Source organism: Streptomyces viridochromogenes (assembly GCF_001270495.1).
In the GTDB taxonomy this organism is placed as follows: domain Bacteria; phylum Actinomycetota; class Actinomycetes; order Streptomycetales; family Streptomycetaceae; genus Streptomyces; species Streptomyces viridochromogenes_A.
The window spans coordinates 22244-41418 of sequence record NZ_LGUR01000036.1 but is presented as its reverse complement, the minus strand read 5'-3'; the positions used below and the strand labels follow the sequence as shown (position 1 = coordinate 41418).

Here is a 19175-nt window from a genome sequence, read left to right as displayed (position 1 = left end):
GAGGCGTCCACACCCCCGCCCCGCGGCATCTGCTCGACAGCCGCCAGTGCCGACGGCTGTCGAGCTTTTAATTGCGTTGACACCCTCTCCGCCCCCTCCTACGGTGTACAGCGGTCCTGTTGCCGTCGATTGGAGAAGGACGTTGCTCGTCTGAGGTCCTGAGACACCGCGCCACACCTGAGGTGTGTTTGCGCTGCGTGCGACCTCGGCGTTCGAGCCGTCCTCCGGAACAGGGCTTTTCTCATTTCCCTGAGCCCTCCGAGGCCTCCCCGTCGGTCGCCGGTGTCTCGAAACGCGTTTGCCCCTGATCGCTTCGAGCATCCGCGGAGGCCCGTATGTCTACTTCCATCACCTGTACGTCCCTTTCCTTCACCTGGCCCGACGGCACCCCCGTCCTGGAGGGCCTCGACGTCGCGTTCGGCCCCGGCCGGACCGGACTCGTCGGCGTCAACGGGTCAGGAAAGTCAACCCTGTTGAAGCTCATCGCCGGTGAGCTCACCCCGGCCGACGGCGCGGTACGCGTCGCGGGTGAGGTCGGCTATCTCCCGCAGAACGTCACCCTCGACACCGGCCTGAAGGTCGACGAGGCCCTCGGTATCGCGGACCGGCGGGCCGCGCTGCACGCCATCGAGGCGGGCGACGTGGCCGAGGAGCACTTCGAGACCGTCGGCGACGACTGGGACGTGGAGGAGCGGGCCGTCGCCACCCTCGGCGAACTCGGGCTGGGCCACATCGAGTTGGACCGCACCATCGGCGAGGTGTCGGGCGGCGAGTCGGTGCTGCTGCGGCTGGCCGCGCTGCTGCTGCGCCGCCCGGACGTCCTGCTGCTCGACGAGCCCACCAACAATCTCGACCTGTACGCACGCAGGCGGCTGTACGCGGCCGTCGCGTCCTGGCCCGGGGTGATGGTGGTGGTCAGCCACGACCGTGAACTCCTGGACCTCGTCGACCAGATCGCCGATCTGCGTTCCGGGGAGGTCACCTGGTTCGGCGGCAACTTCTCCGCCTATGAGGAGGCGCTCGCCATCGAGCAGGAGGCGGCCGAGCGCATGCTGCGGGTCGCCGAGGCCGACCTGAAGAAGCAGAAGCGCGAACTGGTCGACGCCCAGGTCAAGTTGGCCCGGCGCAAGCGGTACGGGCAGAAGATGTGGGACCAGAAGCGCGAGCCGAAGATCGTCATGGGTGCGCGCAAGCGGGCGGCGCAGGAGTCCGCCGGCAAGCACCGCATCATGCACGAGGAGAGGCTCGCCGAGGCCAAGGAGCGGCTCAACGAGGCGGTGGACGCCGTACGGGACGACGACGAGATCCGCGTCGACCTGCCGTACACGGCCGTGCCTCCGGGGCGGAACGTCCTCACGCTGCTGGACCTGGAGCTGGCGTACGGCGCGCGCGTGACCGGCGGTATCGATCTGCGCGGGCCGGAGCGGGTCGCCCTCATCGGGCGCAACGGCGCCGGCAAGACGACGCTGCTGCGCACGATCGCCGGGGAGCTGCCGCCGGTGTCGGGTGAGGCGACGGCACATGTCCCGCACCGCTTCCTGCCGCAGCGGCTCGACGTGCTCGACGAGGAATTGTCGGTCGCCGAGAACGTGGCCCGGTTCGCGCCGGGCGCCACCAACAACCGGGTCCGGGCGCGGCTGGCCCGCTTCCTGTTCCGGGGCGCCCGCGCCGACCAGAAGGCGGCGACGCTGTCCGGCGGTGAGCGCTTCCGGGCGGCGCTGGCCGCGCTGATGCTGGCGGAGCCCGCGCCGCAGCTGCTGATGCTGGACGAGCCGACGAACAACCTGGACATGGCGAGCGTACGGCAGCTCACCACGGCCCTGGAGTCGTACGAGGGGGCGCTGCTCGTGGCCAGTCACGACCTGCCGTTCCTGGAGTCGATCGGCATCACGCGCTGGCTGATGGTGGAGGACGGAGAGTTCAAGGAGACCACGCCGGAAGCTGTCGGGTATCCCGCCTAGCTTCGGCGAGGGGCGGCGTTTCAGGGACGAGGTGCGCGCTGCGGGAGGTGGGGCTGACGTATCGCACGCTGAGCCAGCTCCTCTCCGCCCTCTCCGGCGGTGAACGTCAGCGCACCAAAGCCGGCGACGGGGGCCGGGTGATCTTCGATGGAACCCCGCGACGGCTCCTCGCAGCACGCGGCTCCTTCACCGCGGAGCGTCTCAGGAGGGCTACAGCCTGGCCACGGGGGTTTTGTACGGGCGGGTAACCCCTGCATGATGGCGGGTCGGTGCCCCTCGCATCAGGGCGCCGACACCCGCCACCGACCCGGAGATCCCCGTGCCCAGCAAGAAGGCCCTCATCCGCCGCCCCAGCCCCCGCCTCGCCGACGGACTGGTGACGCACATCGACCGGGAGGAGGTCGACGTCGACCTCGCGGTCGAGCAGTGGGAGGCGTACGCGGAGGCCCTGCGCACGCACGGCTGGGAGACGATCGAGGTGGACCCGGCCGACGACTGCCCCGACTCGGTGTTCGTCGAGGACACGGTCGTCATGTACAAGAACGTCGCGCTGATCACCCGGCCCGGCGCCGAGTCCCGGCGCGACGAGACCCTCGGCGTGGAGGAGGCCGTGGCGTCGCTCGGCTGCTCCGTGAACTGGATCTGGGAGCCGGGCACGCTGGACGGCGGCGACGTGCTGAAGGTCGGCGACACGATCTACGTCGGCCGGGGCGGCCGTACCAACGCGGTCGGCGTCCAGCAGCTGCGGGCCGCCTTCGAGCCGTTGGGGGCGCGGGTCGTCGCCGTACCGGTGAGCAAGGTGCTGCACCTGAAGTCGGCGATCACGGCGCTGCCCGACGGAACGATTCTGGGGCGCATCCCGCAGCTGGACGTCCCCTCCCTCTTCCCCCGCTTCCTGCCGGTGCCCGAGGAGTCCGGGGCGCACGTGGTGCTGCTCGGCGGCGGCAAGCTGCTCATGGCCGCGAGCGCGCCGAAGACGGCGGAGCTGCTCGCCGACCTGGGCCATGAACCGGTGCAGGTGGACATCAGCGAGTTCGAGAAGCTGGAGGGATGTGTGACATGTCTCTCGGTCCGGATGCGTGATCTGTACGCCTGACCGGCCGATTGGAACCCTCGTTCAGCCCCGGGACCTGCGCGTCCTGGGGCTTTTCGCGCACCCCGGGAATTCCCGGCGGAACGGGCGCTGAGCAGCGGTCTTTACACCGTTCTTAACCTACGGCTTCGTAACCTACGGGTTCGTAGCCTACGATCCCGTAGGTTCCCGGCAACCGCTCGCCGGTCACCGTTACCTCTGTAGTGCGTCCCCCTGGAGTTCCCGTGACGATCGCTTCCCCGCACCTCGGTAGTCCTGCCGTCTGGACCGACGCCCGGCTGCTGTACGCCTTGGAGGAAGTGGTCGAGACAGAACTCAACCGGCATCTGAAGGTCGCCAAGGACTGGATGCCGCACGAGTACGTGCCGTGGACGGACGGCCGTAACTTCCCCGGCCTCTTCGAGGACGGCGAGGCCTGGGAGAAGGAGCACTCCAAGGTCACCGAGATCGGCCGGATCGCCCTGGTGGTGAACCTTCTCACCGAGGACAACCTCCCCAGCTACCACCACGAGATCGCCTCGCTCTTCGGCCGCGACGGAGCCTGGGGCACGTGGGTGCACCGCTGGACCGCCGAGGAGGGCCGGCACGGCATCGTGATGCGCGACTACCTGCTCACCTCGCGCGCGGTGGACCCGGACAAGCTGGAGCAGTTCCGCATGTCCCACATGAGCGAGGGCTTCGAGTCGGACAACCGGCACTCGATGCTGCACTCCGTCGCCTACGTCGCCTTCCAGGAGCTCGCGACCCGCATCTCGCACCGCAACACCGGCCACCAGTCCGGTGACCCGGTCTGCGACCGCATGCTGGCGCGCATCGCGACCGACGAGAACCTGCACATGGTCTTCTACCGGAATCTGCTGAAGGCGGCCTTCGAGCTCGCCCCGGACCTGACCATGCAGGCCGTGCGCGACGTGGTGGTCAACTTCCGTATGCCGGGCCACGGCATCCCCGGCTTCGAGCGCGCCGCCGCCCAGATGGCCATCGGCGAGGTCTACAACATGCGCATCCACCACGACGACGTCCTCCAGCCCGTCCTGCGCTTCCTGAAGATCATGGAGATCGACGGCCTCGGCCCCGACGGCCAGAAGGCCCAGGAGGAACTGGGCCTGTTCATGGGCGGCCTGGACGCGGAGGCCCTGAAGTTCGACGAGAGGCTGGCGGCCCGCAAGGCACGCATGGCGGCTCGGGCCGCGGGCTGACGTACGCCGCCGGGGGCCGAGGGGGCCACTCCGGGTCTCAGTGACGGGGGTCGCCCCCTCGGCCACCCCCGGAGCTGGCCGAGGGGGCGCCGCTCTCCGGGAATTCGACATCGCCGGCATGGGGGCGTGGGGCACAGGCGGGGCACGGAACGTGCCCCGTCGCCGATTCAGCCGCCCGTCGGCGCTGTCGATGTGTTCAGCGTGCCGTCCGCCTGAGCTCCAGCCGTTCCTTCTCCGACAGGCCGCCCCAGACGCCGAAGCGTTCGTCGTTGTCGAGCGCGTACTCCAGGCAGGCCGAGCGGATCGGGCACATGCCGCAGATCCGCTTCGCCTCGCGTACGGAGCTGCCCGGCTCGGGGAAGAAGAAGTCCGCCCCGGTCTGCGCGCACAACGCCTCCTGCTGCCAGTCCAGGTCGGGCGAGGTGATCGTTGTGATCGTGTCGATGTGCATGCGCAGGATCGTGCCGGGCCGCGAAAAACGTTCGATCAACGCGGGATCAACGCCGCACCGCAGGGCCCCCGGCCGACTCGATGGTCCCCCTCCGGGCCGCGCGGCGCACGGCGGCGCGCGGAAACGGTGAAAGTCGAGGAGATTCGCTCCTGTCGCTCACGGTCATGGCAGCCTTCGCTCAAGCCGATCAGGCCGATCAGGCCGATCAGGCCGATCAGGCCGACTGAGCCGACCGCCGCGCTCCGGCAGCGATTGTCAGTGGGCGGTGGAAGACTCGGCAGAGCAGACACCGGCAGAGCCGACAAGGGGACCCATCCGAGGAGGGCGATGATGCTCACCACCCGCTATGTCACCGGCGCGCCGAACTGGATCGATGTCGGCACACCCGACATCGAGGGCGCCGGTTCCTTCTACGGCGGCCTGTTCAGCTGGCGGTTCCAGCCGGGCGGACCAGAGACCGGCGGCTACGGCCTCTTCCAGCTCGACGGCAGGACGGTGGCCGGCGGTATGCAGACCACCGAGGAGCAGGGCCCGCCGTCCTGGACGGTGTACTTCCAGACACCGGACGCGGACGCCACGGCCAAGGCGGCCGAGCAGGCGCACGGCGCGGTGCTGGTGCAACCCATGGACGTGATGGACATGGGCCGTATGGCCATCCTCGCCGACAAGGCCGGCGTGGGCTTCGGCCTGTGGCAGCCCGGCACCAACAAGGGACTCGACGTCGTCCAGGAACCCGGATCGCTGTGCTGGCTGGAGCTGTACACGACGGACGTGCCGGCCGCGGCGGGGTTCTACAACGCGACGCTCGGCATGGAGACCTTCGCCCTCGACTTCTACGGCGGCACCTATACGACGTTCAGCCCGGCCGCGGCCGGGGAGGAGGCCATGTTCGGCGGCGTCGTCGACAAGGCCGACGACCCGGCGGAGGCGGAGGGCCCGGCGTACTGGCTGCCGTACTTCGAGGTCACCGACACGGACGCCATGGTCGCCAAGGCCCAGGAGCTGGGCGGCACGGTCCGGATGCCGGGCACGGATCTGCCGGACGTAGGCCGTGTCGCCAAGCTCACCGACCCGTACGGGGCGCGCTTCGCGGTGATCAAGAGCGCGCCGACGCGGGGCTGAGGGGGACGGCGACGGGCATCTCGGACCGGTCTGACGAGCATCTCGGCCCGCATCTGCCGCGTTGTCGTCACTCGCCGACTCTCTCTCCCCCCCCCGCTCGAACCGGCTCGCCTTGCAGCTGCACACACCAGACCCCGCTCGGGTCGGCTGAAAAGCGCCGCACCTCACGGCCGGCCTGATCCAGACGACGGGCTCTAGGCGGAAGCGCGTCGGACCAGCGTGGTGGGCAGAACCACGCTGGACGGCGCCCCTCCCACCCGCTCACCGGCCCGGCGGTCGACGCCGCGCAGCAGCAGCCGGGCCATCAACCGGCCCATCTCCTCGATGTCCTGACGGACCGTCGTAAGCGGGGGGTCGGTCTGCTCGGCCACCGGGAGCATGTCGTCGAACCCGACGACCGCGACGTCGTCCGGCACCTGCCGCCCCGACGCACGCAGCACACGCAGCGCACCGGCCGCGGTGAGGTCGTTGGCGGCGAAGACGGCGTCCAGGTCGGGGCAGCGTTCGAGAAGCTCGCGCATGGCCCGTTCACCACCGGTCGGCGTGAAGTCGCCCTCGACGATCAGCTGTGGGTCGGCGTCGACCATGACGTCCCGGTATCCGTCGAGGCGGTCCACCGCCGACGTCTGGTCGAGGGCGCCGGTGATGTGCGCGATCCGGGTGCGGCCGAGGCCGGCGAGATGCCGTACGGCGTCGCGGGCGCCGCCTCGGTTGTCGCTGTCGACGTACACCACACCACGCCGGTCGCCGCTCCAGCCGGGCCGTCCGCCGAACACCGTGGGGACGCCGGCGTGCTGGATCAGTCCGGGCAGCGGGTCGTCCAGGTGCAGCGAGAAGACGAGCGCCCCGTCGACATGGCCGCCGGCGAGGTAGCGGCCGACTCGGGCATGGTCGTCGCGGCCTTCCGTGAGGAGCAGCACGAGTTGGTTGTCATGGGCCGTCAACTCCTTGCTGATTCCGCGGAGTTGCAGCGCGAAGAAGGGGTCGGCGAAGACGCGGGTCTCGGGTTCGGCGACCACGACGGCGATGGCGTCGTGCCGCCGGGTCACGAGGCTGCGGGCAGCCTGGTTGGGCACGTACCCGAGTTCCTCCACCGCCTTGCGGACCCGCTCCACGAGGGGCTCCCGCACCCCGTCCCCGCCGTTGACGACCCGGGACACGGTGGCCCGCGAGACCCCGGCCCGGGCGGCCACGGCCTCCAGGGTGGGACGCGGGGCGGTTTCGGTCACTTTCGGGCTCCTCGTCGGCGGCTGCGGATCAGGATAGCCGTGGTGAGAGGAGGAGGTGAGAGCGCTCTCGGATGATCCGTCAGTGCTGGTGCGCCGACCCCGACGCCGCCTCATGACCGTGCTCGTGCGGCTCGTACCCGGGGATCGTCCCGTCCGTCTTCTTCACCAGGAACAGCCCCACCATCCCCATGTCCGAATGGCTCTGGACATGGCAGTGGTACATCCACGCGCCCGCCCCGACGCCCTCGCCCGCGACCACCTGGAAACCGAAGGAGTCCGCGGGGCCCACGATCTTGTTATCGATGACCTGGCTGGGGTCGTCCGGGCCGGTGAGCATGCCCGTGCGGTTGTCGGCCCAGCGGTGCCCGTGCATATGGAAGGTGTGGTAGTACTCGCCGTGGGTGATCACCACGAACTCGACGCGATCGCCCACCGTGGCCTCGAAGTCGGGACCGCTGTGCGCCGGCTTGTTGTTGATCAACATGTCGTTGAAGACGATGGTGTGGGTCGCGTCCGGGAGGATGTCGCCCTTGCGCCGGACGACCACCGGCCCGTAGAGGCCCTTGCGGATGCCGCCCGTGCCGTGCTCGGTGCCGACGACATGGTCGTGGTAGTGCCAGTAACCGGCGCTGCCCGCCCGCCAGGTGCCGTCCTTGCGGCGGCCGGGGGCGTGGGTGCGCCAGGTGTAGGTGCGGGTACCGCCGGGCTCGACGTCGCTCTTGTTCAGCTTCGTGCCGTCGCTGGTGATCTCGTAGTCGAGGCCGTGGACATGCAGGCTCACCGGTATGTCCATCGTGTTCTCGAACTCGATGTGCACGGTGTCGCCCTCGTTGAGCTCGATCAGCGGGCCGGGGATCGTCGCCTTGCCCTTCTCGAAGCCGTAGCCCATCTGCCCGTCAGCGAGCTTCTCGGCGTACAGCTTGAGGTGCCTGACCTCGCCGCCGGCCGGGGCGGTCCTCGGGGGCGTGTCGGCGCTCACGGCTTCGGGCACCGACGCCAGGGACAACGATGTCGCGGCGGTCGCACCACCCAGCAGCACGCGTCTGTTGAAGGTACGCCTGTTGAAGCTGCGTCTGTTCATGCCGAACTCCCAGCGGCGGTACGGAGATTGCGGGGATGAACCGGTGCGACGGTACCGGTCGATCTCCCGTTTATCCACACTCAGGACAAAGTTGGTCCCAGGTCGGCCATAGGTATTGGCGAGTCGTTCAAAGGGGTCTAGCTTCCTTGTCGCTGTTGCTGTGACCGTGGAGGTGCCCATGCGCTTACGAGGGTTGAGCACGAGAAGACAGACCTGGGTGGCCGCTGTGACCACCGGGATCGTCGCCGCCGGGCTGATGTCCGCCCCGGCCGCCGACGCGCGCCCGGTCCCGGAGCCACCCCTGACAACGATGTCCGTCAAGTCGCCGCCGGGCGGCGCGAATGTTCGCGTGCTCATCTTCCACGGGTCCGCGGCCGCCGGGGACGAGTCGCCTCTGGTGAACGCCGGTATCGGGGCGATCGAGAAGATCGGCCTGTCCGGGCCGGCCGACCAGCGCTTCAAGGTCGAGGCCACGAACGACGCCTCGGTCTTCACCGATGAGACCAGGCTGGGCCGTTTCAACGCCATCGTGTTCCTGACCGGCGGCGGCGACGCCCTCGACCCCGAGCAGGAGGCGGGCCTGGAGACCTACATGGAGGCGGGCGGCGGTTTCGTCGGCATCCATGACGCTGCCCGCGCCGAACCGTACTCGGACTGGTTCACCGGCCTCGTCGGCGCCCGCCCGGCGGCCGGCGGCCCGACGAACGTACAGCGGGCCGTCGTCGAGGTCGGTGACCGGAAGCACCCGGCCACCAAGGAACTGCCGGTGCAGTGGAAACGGCCGGACAAGTGGCTGAACTGGGTGAAGAACCCGTCGGGTGCGGTGCACACCGTCGCCCGGGTACGCGAGTCGAGCTACCAGCCGGGCACGGGCGCCAACGGCTGGGACCACCCGGTGAGTTGGTGCCGTGACTACGACGGCGGCCGCTCCTTCTACACCGGCATGGGCGGCACGGTGTCGTCGTACGACGAGACCGACTTCCGTACGCATCTGCGCGGCGCTCTGCTGTGGACGACGCGGCTGGTCCAGGCCGACTGCAAGGCCACCATCACCGGCAACTACAAGGCCGAGCGCCTCACCCAGCCCAACCAGCCGGGCCAGAACGACCAGATCGGGGAGCCGCACGGCCTGGTCACCGCGCCCGACGGCCGGGTGCTCTACATCGGCCGGGGCGGCGCCGACTCCTCCCAGCCGGTGATCACCGACTGGAACAACCCGGACATCGGCAAGGGCAAGGGCGAGATCCACGTCTACGACCCGAAGACCAGGAAGGTCACTCTGGCCGGGGCGTTGACCGTCTTCGGCAACAAGGGTGGCGGTGACGAGCTGATCAAGGTCGAGGAGGGGCTCCTCGGCATCGAGCTCGATCCACGCTTCGAGCAGAACGGCTGGGTGTATCTGCACTACACCCCGCACTCGCAGATCAACCGCGACACGCGGATGGCCGAGCGGCGCGTCTCCCGCTTCACACTCGACCTGGCGACGAACAAGCTGGACCCGGGCAGCGAGAAGGCGCTGCTCAAGTGGCCGGTACAGGTCCACAGCTGCTGCCACGCGGGCGGCGGGATGGCCTGGGACTCCAAGGGCAACCTGTACATCGCGACCGGCGACAACAACTCCAGCCGCTTCAGCGACGGGTACTCGGGCAACAACCCCGAGCCCGACTACAAGGGCGTGTCCTTCGCCGACGCGCGCCGCACCGCCGGCAACACCAACAACCTCAACGGCAAGATCCTGCGCATCCACCCGGAGCCGGACGGGACGTACACGCTGCCCGAGGGCAACCTCTTCACCGGCGAGGAGACCGACGAGGGCGGCGGCAAGACGCGCGGTGAGATCTATGTGATGGGTGTCAGGAACCCCGCGCGCATCTCCGTCGACCAGCAGACCGACGTCCTGTACGCGGGCTGGGTCGGCCCGGACGCCTCGGCGCCCTCCACCACCTGGGGCCCGGCGAAGTACGACACGTTCGCCGTCATCACCAAGGCGAGCAACCGGGGCTGGCCGTACTGCATGGGCAACAAGCAGCCCTACCGGGACCGCAACCTGCCCGATCCGACCAAGCCGCTGGGCTGGTACGACTGCGACCACCCGAAGAACGAGTCGCCGAACAACGACGGCCTCGTCAACCTCCCGCCGGTCACCGGCAACAACATCTGGTACTCGCCCCAGGGCGGCGCCCCGGACTTCCCGCGCGACGCGAACGGCGTCCCGTCGTACAAGCAGGAGGAGGCCACCTACGGGCTGCCGTGGCTCAAGGGCGGCGGCCAGGCGGCGATGAACGGGCCGGTGTACCGGTACGACGCGGCGGGCGGTGGCGAGAGTAGATGGCCGGCCTACTGGGACGGCAAGTGGTTCGTCGGCGACTTCTACGACGCCGACCAGCCGCGCAACGCGGTGATCACCGACCCGAAGACGCAGGGTGACGGCGGTCTGCCGGTCCACTCGGAGTCGCTGAAGAAGATCGTGCCGATCGGCAACGACGGCATCAAGAACCTCATGGACTGGAAGTTTGGTCCGGACGGCGCGCTGTATGTCCTCGACTACGGCCGCGGCTTCTTCACCTCGGACGCCAAGTCGGCGCTGTGGCGGGTCACTTACACGGGCGGCGCACCGACTCCGGCCGCCGACCAGCTGGCGAGGGGGACGCGGTGACACAGCAACGAGGAATGTGGGTGGCCCTGTTGGCCGCGCTGCTCGCGGTGCTGGGGCTGCAGGCGTTGCCCGCGACCGGGCAGCCGCAGTCACCGCCACAGCCACTGGCAGCCGCCGCGCAGGTCCTCACCTGGACGGCCGGTGACGACATCACGAAGTACACCTCGGCACCCGCGACCGCGGTGGAAGGCACGACGACGATCGTCTTCGAGAACAGCAAGGCGACCGGCAACACCACCGGAATGCCGCACACGTTGACGTTCGACACGTCCGACCCCGAGTTCAACAACGACGTCCAGCTCAACATCCTCGCCAACCCGAACGACGACCAGGGCGGCCGCCACACGGCCGAGGTCACGCTCACCCCCGGCCGCTACCGCTACTACTGCACGATCCCCGGCCACGGGCAGATGCAGGGCATCCTGGTGGTGACCGAGGGCAGCGGCGAGGACACCACCGCGCCCGAGGCGTCGGCGCACGTCAGCGGGACACAGAACTCGCAGGGCCAGTACGTCGGTTCGGCGAGCGTGGCGATCCACGCCACCGACGAGGCGGGCGGCTCCGGGGTCGACCGCGTCGAGTACGCCATCGGTGACACGGGGGCCTGGCAGCCGTACACCACCCCGGTCGTCGTCGACCAGGTCGGAGACCACAAGGTCCGCTATCGCGCTCTCGACAAGGCGGGGAACGTCTCCGCGGAGAAGAGCGTGCAGTTCACGGTGGTGCCGCCAGCCACCGACGACACGACCGCGCCGGAGACCTCGGCGACGGTGAGCGGCGAGCAGAACCCCGACGGTACATATGTCGACATGGCGACCGTCACCGTCTGGGCCTCCGACACCGGTTCCGGCGTCAACACCGTCGAGTACGCGATCGGCTCCGGCGCCTGGCAGCCGTACACCGCGCCCGTGATGGTGCACGAGGCCGGCAGCCATACGGTGCGCTACCGGGCCACCGACAAGGCGGGGAACGTCGCGGCGGAGAAGAGCGTGCGGTTCACGGTCGTGGCGGCACCCCAGCCGGACACGACCCCGCCGGTGACCGGTGTGACCGTCGAGGGCGCGAAGAACTCCGACGGGGCGTACATCGGCAACGCCAAGGTGACGGTCACGGCGACCGACGAGCACCACGGCTCGGGTGTCGACCGGATCGAGTACTCGATCGATGGCGGGCCGTACCTCGCGTACGGCGCCCCGGTGGTCGTCGACCGCGCGGGCACGCACACGCTCGGCTACCGGGCGACGGACAAGGCGGGCAACACCTCGGCGGCCCGCACGGTGACCTTCACCGTCGTGTCCAGTCAGGTCCCCTCCCCCAACTGCCCCGAGTTCGACGAGCGGTTGACGGTGATCGTCGGCACGGTCGACTCGGGTGTCCCGAACCGGCTCACCAACAGCCGGTGCCGGATCAACGAGTTGATCGAGGACGAGAAGGAGTGGACGTCCCACGCGCTGTTCCTCAAGCATGTGACGACGGTCCTGGACAAGCTCCTGAAGGATGGCGTCGTCGACCAGCGCGAGTACAACGCCGTCCGCAAGGCGGCCCGGCAGTCCGGGATCGGCAAGCCCGGCCAGACCGAGGGCTACCGCACGATCCTCGACGGCAGCGCGGAGTCGTTCGCCAAGTGGCAGCAGGTGGGCGGTGGTTCGTTCGCGCCGAACGGCGACGGCTCGATCACCAGCGGCACCAGCAAGCCGGGGCTGGGCATGCTGTGGTTCCCCGAGCGCAAGTACGGCGACTTCTCGCTCAAGCTCCAGTGGCGCGACGACGCTCCGGGCACCGGCAACGCCAACTCCGGTGTCTTCGTCCGCTTCCCGTGGGTCCACGACCACCCCGAGGAGTCCCGGCCGGAGTGGGTCGCCATCAAGTACGGGCACGAGGTGCAGGTGCTCGACCGTCCTGACGGCGACATGTACAAGACGGGCTCGGTCTACGGCTTCGACCGGGTGGGGCTCGCCGGCGCCGGAGTCACCCAGAAGGGCACCTGGAACGACTACGAGATCCGCGTGGTCGACCAGCACTACTCGGTCTACCGCAACGGCGTGCTGATCAACGAGTTCGACAACAACGGTGGTCAGGACTTCGTGCCGCCCCGCTCGGACGACCCGGGCACGGACGGGCGCCGGTTCGCCTCCGGCTATGTCGGTCTCCAGGTGCACGGCACGACGGATGTGGTCTCGTACCGGGACATCCGGATCAAGGAACTGTAGCTGAGCGAGCTGTAGATCAAGGAGCTGTAGGTTCCGCGGGAGGCGCCTCCGACGGGGGCGCCTCCTTCTTCGCCCGGCTCGGCTGCACCCTCTTCGGCTCCCCCGGCATCTTCGGATACTCGGGCGGATACGGCAGATCGCCCAGTCCGTGGTCGCGTTCGTCCTTGTTGGCCAGCTCCAGCAGCGCGTCCAACGAGAAGCGGTGGTCGTCCATGGCGGCGTGTACGTCGCCGAGTTCGGCGAAGCGCGCGGGCATGGTCGCGATGTCGAAGTCCTGGGGGTGGGCGACACCCACCTCCTCCCAGCGCAGGGGCGCCGAGACAGGGGCGTGCGGGTGGGGACGTACGGAGTAGGCGGATGCGATGGTGCGGTCGCGGGCCGTCTGGTTGTAGTCGACGAAGATGCGCTCGCCCCGCTCCTCCTTCCACCACTTGATCGTCACCTGTTCCGGCATCCGGCGCTCCAGCTCCCGCCCCACCGCGATGGCGGCCCGCCGGACCTGGGTGAAGGTCCAGCGCGGCTCGATGGGCACGAAGACGTGCAGACCGCGCCCGCCGGAGGTCTTGGGCCAGCCGCGCAGGCCGCCGAACTCGTCGAGTACGGCGCGCAGTTCGTGGGCGGCCCGGACGGCGTCGTCGAAGTCGGTGCCGGGCTGCGGGTCCAGGTCGATGCGGAGTTCGTCGGGACGGTCGACGTCGTCCCGGCGGACCGGCCAGGGGTGGAAGGTGAGCGTGCCGTACTGCGCGGCCCACAGGACGGCGGCCTCCTCGGTGGGGCACATCTCGTCGGCGCTGCGGCCGCTGGGGAAGGTGATGTGGGCGGTGGGGATCCAGTCGGGCATGCTCTTGGGCGCCCGCTTCTGGTAGAACCACTCGCCGGTGACGCCGTCCGGGTAGCGCTCCAGGGTGGTGGGGCGGTCGCGCAGGGCACGCAGGATGCCGGGGCCGACGGCGATGTAGTAGCGGGCGAGGTCCAGCTTGGTGAAGCCGCGCTCGGGGAAGAAGACCTTGCCCGGGTTGGACAGGCGAACGGTCCGGCCGCCCGCTTCCAGTTCCACCGCTTCGCCCATGCGAGCCACGGTAGGCGGACCCGGCACACCTCGCACACCGGGCGGCGGCGGCCGTATGCGAGCAGAATCGACAGCATGGACCTGCCGGTGATGCCGCCCGTGAAGCCGATGCTCGCCAAGTCGGTGGCGAAGATCCCGCCGGGCATGCAGTACGAGGCGAAGTGGGACGGGTTCCGGGCGATCGTGTTCCGCGACCGGGACGAGGTCGAGCTGGGGAGCCGTACCGGGAAGCCGCTGACCAGGTACTTTCCGGAGTTGGTGGCGGGGCTGAAGGAGCGGTTGCCGCAGCGGTGCGTACTGGACGGGGAGATCGTCATCGCGCGGGAGGGTCGGCTGGACTTCGACGCGCTCACCGAGCGCATCCACCCGGCCGACTCCCGGGTGCGGATGCTGGCCGAGCGGACCCCGGCGTCCTTCGTGGCCTTCGACCTGCTGGCGCTGGCGGACGAGTCGCTGCTGGAGGTGCCGCTGACGGATCGGCGGTCGAGGCTCACCATGGCGCTCTCCGGGGTGACGGCGCCGGTCCATGTGGCCCCGGCGACGACCGACATCGACACGGCTCAGGGGTGGTTCGAGCAGTACGAGGGGGCGGGACTCGACGGTGTCATCGCCAAGCCGCTCACGCTGCGCTACCTCCAGGACGAGCGGGCCATGTTCAAGATCAAGCACGAGCGGACGGCGGACGTCGTCGTCGCGGGTTACCGCCTGCACAAGAGCGGGCCGATCGTGGGGTCCCTGCTGCTCGGCCTCTACGACGACCGGGGTGCCCTCCAGCACGTGGGCGTGTCGGCGGCCTTCCCCATGAAGCGGCGCGCCGAACTGATCGAGGAGCTGGAGCCGCTGCGCATGGAGGATGTCGCGGGGCATCCCTGGGGGGCCTGGGCCGACGAGGCGGCTCACGAGTCGGCCCGGCTGCCGGGCGCGCCGAGCCGCTGGTCGGGCAAGAAGGACCTGTCCTGGGTGCCGCTCCGACCGGAGTGGGTGGCCGAGGTGGCGTACGACCACATGGAGAACGGCGCCCGTTTCCGGCACACGGCCCGCTTCCGCCGCTGGCGCCCGGACCGCACCCCCGAGAGCTGCACCTACGCGCAGTTGGAGGAGCCGGTCCGCTACGACCTGGCGGAGATCTTCGCGCCGCCGGCCTGACGGGCGTGTTCGTCCGCGTCAGGGCTTCATCAGCACCTTGACCGCGCCCTCCTGCTTGCGCTGGAACATCTCGTACGCGTGCGGGGCGTCGCTCAGCGGCAGGCGGTGCGTGGCGAAGTCGTCGACGCCGAGGGGGTCCTCGTCCGTCAGGTACGGCAGGATGTCGTCGCTCCAGCGGCGCACGTTGGCCTGCCCCATGCGGATCTGGATCTGCTTGTCGAACAGGGTGAGCAGCGGTAGCGGGTCCGCCATGCCGCCGTACACGCCGGACAGGGAGATCGTGCCGCCGCGCCGCACCAGGTCGATGGCGGTGTAGAGGGCGGCGAGCCGGTCGACGCTGAAGCGTTCGGCGAACGGCCCGCTGATCTTGCGGGGCAGCATCGCCGAGGCCGACTGGGCCAGCCTGGCGGCGGCGCTGCCGTGGGCCTCCGTGCCGACCGCGTCGATGACGGCGTCGGGGCCGCGGCCGTCCGTGGCGTCGCGGATGGCGGCCACGAGTTCCTTCTCGTCGTCGAAGCTCCTCAGGTCGTACGTCTCGACGCCCCGCTCGCGTGCCCGCCGTAGCCGCTCGGACACCAGGTCCACGCCGAACACCCGCCCGGCGCCCTGTACTTGGGCGACCCGGCAGGCCATGTCGCCGATGGGGCCGAGGCCGAGCACGGCGACGCTGCCGCCTTCCGGGACCTCGGCGTAGCGGACCGCCTGCCAGGCGGTGGGCAGGACGTCGGAGAGGTAGACGAAGCGGTCGTCGGCCGGCCCTTCCGGGATCTTGATCGGGCCGAACTGCGCCTGCGGGACGCGCAGGTACTCGGCCTGGGCGCCGGGCACCGAGCCGTACAGACGGGTGTAGCCGAACAGGGCCGCGCCCATGCCCTCGCCGGTGACCTGGGTGGTCTCGCACTGGGTGGGCAGCCCGGTCAAGCACATCCAGCAGTTGCCGCAGGCGATCTGGAACGGCACCACGACCCGGTCGCCCGCCTGAAGGTCCGGCACCCCGGCGCCGACCTCCTCGACGATGCCCATCGGCTCGTGCCCGAGGATGTCGCCCGGTGTCATGAACGGCGTCAGTACCTCGTACAAGTGCAGGTCGGAGCCGCACAGTCCGGTGGACGTGATGCGGATGACCGCGTCGGTCGGCTCCTGGATCGTCGGATCGGGCACGTTCTCCACGCGTACGTCGCGCTTGCCCTGCCAGGTCACTGCCCTCATCGCCCCGCGCTCCCTCCGTGGCGTGTGCGTCCGCTGGTGCGGTGGGCGCCGGGTACCCCTGCGCTCCCGCGCCGAATCGCTCGGACGGACCGGCGGTCGACGGTCGGCGGTCGGCGGTGTGGGCCGATCGGCGGATTCACGGGGCCGGTCGGGACCGAGCGGGTATGTGAACCTATGAACAGATAAGCGCACAATTGCTGACACGGACTGGGCGGGTGGCTGCGGGTGGCGACGGTGGGCAGGCGACAAGGGGCGCGCACGAGACGCGCCACGACCATGGCGGGACTGCTGGCCGCCGCGCTGACGGCTTCCCTCGCGGCGGGCTGTACGACATCCGACGAACGGCGCGACGACGGCCGCGGCAGGACGTCTCCGCTCTCGTCGTCGAACGAGGGCGGAGGCGGGAACGAGAGCCGGGCGAACAGCGCCTCGGTGCTCGCCGTGAAGATCGACAACGCCCGTGCCGCCCGGCCCCACACGGGCCTGAACGCCGCCGACGTCGTGTACGTCGAGCAGGTCGAGGGCGGACTGAGCCGCCTGATGGCGGTGTACGCGACGAAGCTGCCCAAGGCCATCGGGCCGGTGCGCAGCGCACGCGAGAGCGACCTGGAGCTGCTGCGCCAGTTCAACCGGCCGACGCTGGCCTTCTCCGGGGCGCAGGGCAAGCTCCTGCCCCTGATCGACAATGCTCCGTTGCAGGCGGTGACACCCGGCAATGCGGCCGACGCGTACTTCCGCGGCAAGTACCGGCGCTCGCCGCACAACCTGTACCTACGGCCCCATCGGCTGATGGCCTCCGCCCCGGGCGCGCATGCCCTGACGACCGGCTTCCGCTTCGGCGCCGCCCCGGCCGGCGGCAAGGCCACCACCTCGCAGACGGTGCGCTACTTCGCGGCCCGGTACACCTTCACCTGGTCCGAGAGCCGGCACCGCTGGCTCGTCGCCATGGACGGCAAGGCCGCCGCGACGACGGACGGGAAGCGGGTCGCGGCCGGGACGGTCGTCGTGCAGTACGTCAAGGTGCGCAAGTCCGCCTTCCATGACTCCCTCGGCAAGAACACGCCGTTCACCGAGACGGTGGGCTCCGGGAAGGCGCGGGTGCTGCGCGACGGGCGCGCCTACGACGTCAACTGGAAGCGTCCGAAGGCGACGGACGGCACGACGTTCACGACCAAGGACGGGAAGCGGGTGAACTTCCAGCACGGCCAGGTGTGGGTGGTGTACGCGAACGCATCCTGAGTATCCCTCCGCAGGCGGGCGCACGAGCGGACGCGTGACCGTCCCGACCGAGGATCAGGATGGTGCGACGAGGGGTTCCGACGGGTTGCGGAGCCCCTCGGCCGCGTCCGCGACGCGCCGGATCAGATCGAAGAACAGCACCTGCTCATCGGTGGCGAGCGGGGCCAGGAAGACCTGGTTCATCCGAGCCGTGCGCACGGTCAGCTTCTTGTGCGTACGCAGCCCCTCGTCCGTGAGGCGCAGCAGGAAGCGACGGCCGTCCTGCGGATCGCGGACCTTGTCGAGCAGCCCGCGGCGGCCGAGCCGGCTGATCACCTCGGCGATCGTGGACCGGTCGAGCCCCACCCGCTCCCCCACCGTCCGCTGGTCCAGACCCGGCTCGGCGACGAGCGCGTTGAGGACGGCGAACTGGGGCGACGTGATCTCCTCGGAGACCATCGTGTTCCACAGCAGGTAGTGCGCCTGCTGGAGCCGCCGGGCCAGATGCCCGGGGTGGGTGGTGAGGTCCACGGCGCCCATGCGCGCTCCTTGGTCGTAATCGTCGGTGCACTGAACAATACCGGACCCATGCGGGACCGTCTTCGGGGTGAACGAGTCGCACGTTTCGCATTTTCCGAGGTCTTGACGGCTTCTCGCTCCAGTGGCAGCGTGAGAGGCAACCTCGTACAGATAATCAGTTCCCTGAGTAATCCGGGTGCTGAGGGCTCGGAAGAGATGGGGCATCTCGGATGGACAAGGTGGTCGCCACGGCCCTTGAGGCGGTGGCCGATGTGGGTGACGGCGCGTCGCTCGCGGTGGGTGGCTTCGGGCTGAGCGGTGTGCCGAACGTGCTGATCCAGGCACTGTACGAGCGCGGCGTGGCCGGGCTGTCGGTCGTCTCCAACAACTGCGGGGCGATGGAGTCCGGCCTGGCCGTGCTGCTCTCGGCAGGGCGGATCGCCCGGGTGACCGGCTCCTACATCGGGGCGAACAAGGAGTTCGCCCGCCAGTACCTGGCCGGCGAGCTGGAGGTCGAGATGATCCCGCAGGGCACGCTCGCCGAGCGGCTGCGGGCAGGCGGTGCCGGCATCCCCGCCTTCTACACCCCCGCCGGAGTGGGCACGCAGGTCGCCGACGGCGGACTGCCCTGGCGCTACGACGGCTCCGGCGGGATCGCGCTCGCCTCGCCGCCGAAGGAGGTGCGGGAGTTCGAGGGCACCGACTACGTGCTGGAGCGCGGCATCCGTACCGACTTCGCTCTGGTGCGGGCGGCCAGGGGTGACCGGCACGGGAACCTGGTGTTCAACAAGGCCTCCCGGAACTTCAACCCCCTCGCGGCGATGGCGGGCAAGGTCACGATCGCCGAGGTCGAGGAACTCGTCGAGCCCGGCGAGATAGATCCGGACGCGGTCCATCTGCCGGGGATCTTCGTGCAGCATGTCGTCGCTCTCACCCCGGAGCAGGCGGCGGACAAGGGCATCGAACGGCGCACGGTCTCCGCGCCCGAGGCACGAGGGACGGTGGGCTAGCC

General features: G+C 69.8%; 15 protein-coding genes. 9 read left to right on the top strand and 6 right to left on the bottom strand.

Annotated elements, in window-relative coordinates; all coding sequences use genetic code 11:
* The first annotated feature begins 335 nt into the window (after positions 1-335).
* The 3 genes from ADK36_RS06170 (at position 336) to ADK36_RS06160 (ending at position 4253) form a co-directional block, all read left to right on the top strand.
* Positions 336-1961, top strand: a complete 1626-nt coding sequence (locus tag ADK36_RS06170; RefSeq protein ID WP_053196648.1) for an ABC-F family ATP-binding cassette domain-containing protein — start codon at positions 336-338, stop codon at positions 1959-1961.
* Between the two features lie 319 nt (positions 1962-2280).
* The gene (ddaH, locus tag ADK36_RS06165; RefSeq protein WP_053196645.1) at positions 2281-3057 is read left to right on the top strand and encodes a dimethylargininase; all 777 of its coding nucleotides are present in this window, start codon (positions 2281-2283) and stop codon (positions 3055-3057) included.
* Between the two features lie 221 nt (positions 3058-3278).
* A complete protein-coding gene (locus ADK36_RS06160; protein ID WP_048580920.1) occupies positions 3279-4253 on the top strand; it encodes an acyl-ACP desaturase in 975 nt (324 codons plus the stop codon).
* Positions 4254-4449: 196 nt separating this feature from the next.
* On the opposite strand, the gene ADK36_RS06155 is transcribed toward ADK36_RS06160, so the two are convergent.
* The gene (locus tag ADK36_RS06155) at positions 4450-4704 is read right to left on the bottom strand and encodes a WhiB family transcriptional regulator (RefSeq protein ID WP_199830120.1); all 255 of its coding nucleotides are present in this window, start codon (positions 4702-4704) and stop codon (positions 4450-4452) included.
* A 330-nt stretch (positions 4705-5034) separates the two neighbouring features.
* Here ADK36_RS06155 and ADK36_RS06150 point away from each other — a divergent pair, with 330 nt between their 5' ends.
* On the top strand, positions 5035-5826 hold the full coding sequence (locus tag ADK36_RS06150) for a VOC family protein (RefSeq protein WP_048581028.1): 792 nt from the start codon (positions 5035-5037) through the stop codon (positions 5824-5826).
* 194 nt (positions 5827-6020) lie between these two features.
* On the opposite strand, the gene ADK36_RS06145 is transcribed toward ADK36_RS06150, so the two are convergent.
* On the bottom strand, positions 6021-7055 hold the full coding sequence (locus ADK36_RS06145; RefSeq protein ID WP_048580922.1) for a LacI family DNA-binding transcriptional regulator: 1035 nt from the start codon (positions 7053-7055) through the stop codon (positions 6021-6023).
* Between the two features lie 79 nt (positions 7056-7134).
* The gene (locus ADK36_RS06140; protein WP_048580923.1) at positions 7135-8136 is read right to left on the bottom strand and encodes a multicopper oxidase domain-containing protein; all 1002 of its coding nucleotides are present in this window, start codon (positions 8134-8136) and stop codon (positions 7135-7137) included.
* A 178-nt stretch (positions 8137-8314) separates the two neighbouring features.
* On the opposite strand from ADK36_RS06140, the gene ADK36_RS06135 reads away from it, so the two are divergent.
* Both ADK36_RS06135 and ADK36_RS06130 read left to right on the top strand, forming a co-directional pair.
* A complete protein-coding gene (locus ADK36_RS06135; RefSeq protein WP_199830119.1) occupies positions 8315-10792 on the top strand; it encodes a ThuA domain-containing protein in 2478 nt (825 codons plus the stop codon).
* Between the two features lie 14 nt (positions 10793-10806).
* Positions 10807-13002, top strand: a complete 2196-nt coding sequence (locus ADK36_RS06130; RefSeq protein ID WP_053196642.1) for an OmpL47-type beta-barrel domain-containing protein — start codon at positions 10807-10809, stop codon at positions 13000-13002.
* A 16-nt stretch (positions 13003-13018) separates the two neighbouring features.
* On the opposite strand, the gene ligD is transcribed toward ADK36_RS06130, so the two are convergent.
* The gene (gene ligD, locus ADK36_RS06125) at positions 13019-14071 is read right to left on the bottom strand and encodes a non-homologous end-joining DNA ligase (RefSeq protein ID WP_048580926.1); all 1053 of its coding nucleotides are present in this window, start codon (positions 14069-14071) and stop codon (positions 13019-13021) included.
* A 75-nt stretch (positions 14072-14146) separates the two neighbouring features.
* Between ligD and ADK36_RS06120 the strand changes: the two genes are divergently transcribed.
* Positions 14147-15217 (top strand): ATP-dependent DNA ligase, encoded by a 1071-nt coding sequence (locus ADK36_RS06120; protein WP_053196640.1) that lies wholly within the window; start codon positions 14147-14149, stop codon positions 15215-15217.
* Positions 15218-15235: 18 nt separating this feature from the next.
* Here ADK36_RS06120 and ADK36_RS06115 read toward each other — a convergent pair whose 3' ends face one another.
* Positions 15236-16426, bottom strand: coding sequence for a zinc-dependent alcohol dehydrogenase (locus ADK36_RS06115; RefSeq protein WP_048580928.1), 1191 nt, complete (start codon positions 16424-16426; stop codon positions 15236-15238).
* Between the two features lie 276 nt (positions 16427-16702).
* Between ADK36_RS06115 and ADK36_RS06110 the strand changes: the two genes are divergently transcribed.
* Entirely contained in the window at positions 16703-17665 is a 963-nt protein-coding gene (locus ADK36_RS06110) for a DUF3048 domain-containing protein (RefSeq protein WP_053196638.1), read from the top strand.
* Positions 17666-17719: 54 nt separating this feature from the next.
* Here ADK36_RS06110 and ADK36_RS06105 read toward each other — a convergent pair whose 3' ends face one another.
* A complete protein-coding gene (locus ADK36_RS06105; protein WP_048580930.1) occupies positions 17720-18184 on the bottom strand; it encodes a MarR family winged helix-turn-helix transcriptional regulator in 465 nt (154 codons plus the stop codon).
* Between the two features lie 209 nt (positions 18185-18393).
* Between ADK36_RS06105 and ADK36_RS06100 the strand changes: the two genes are divergently transcribed.
* Positions 18394-19173: a CoA transferase subunit A gene (locus ADK36_RS06100; protein WP_048580931.1), complete on the top strand. Its 780-nt coding sequence runs from the start codon at positions 18394-18396 to the stop codon at positions 19171-19173.
* The last annotated feature ends 2 nt before the right edge of the window (positions 19174-19175 follow it).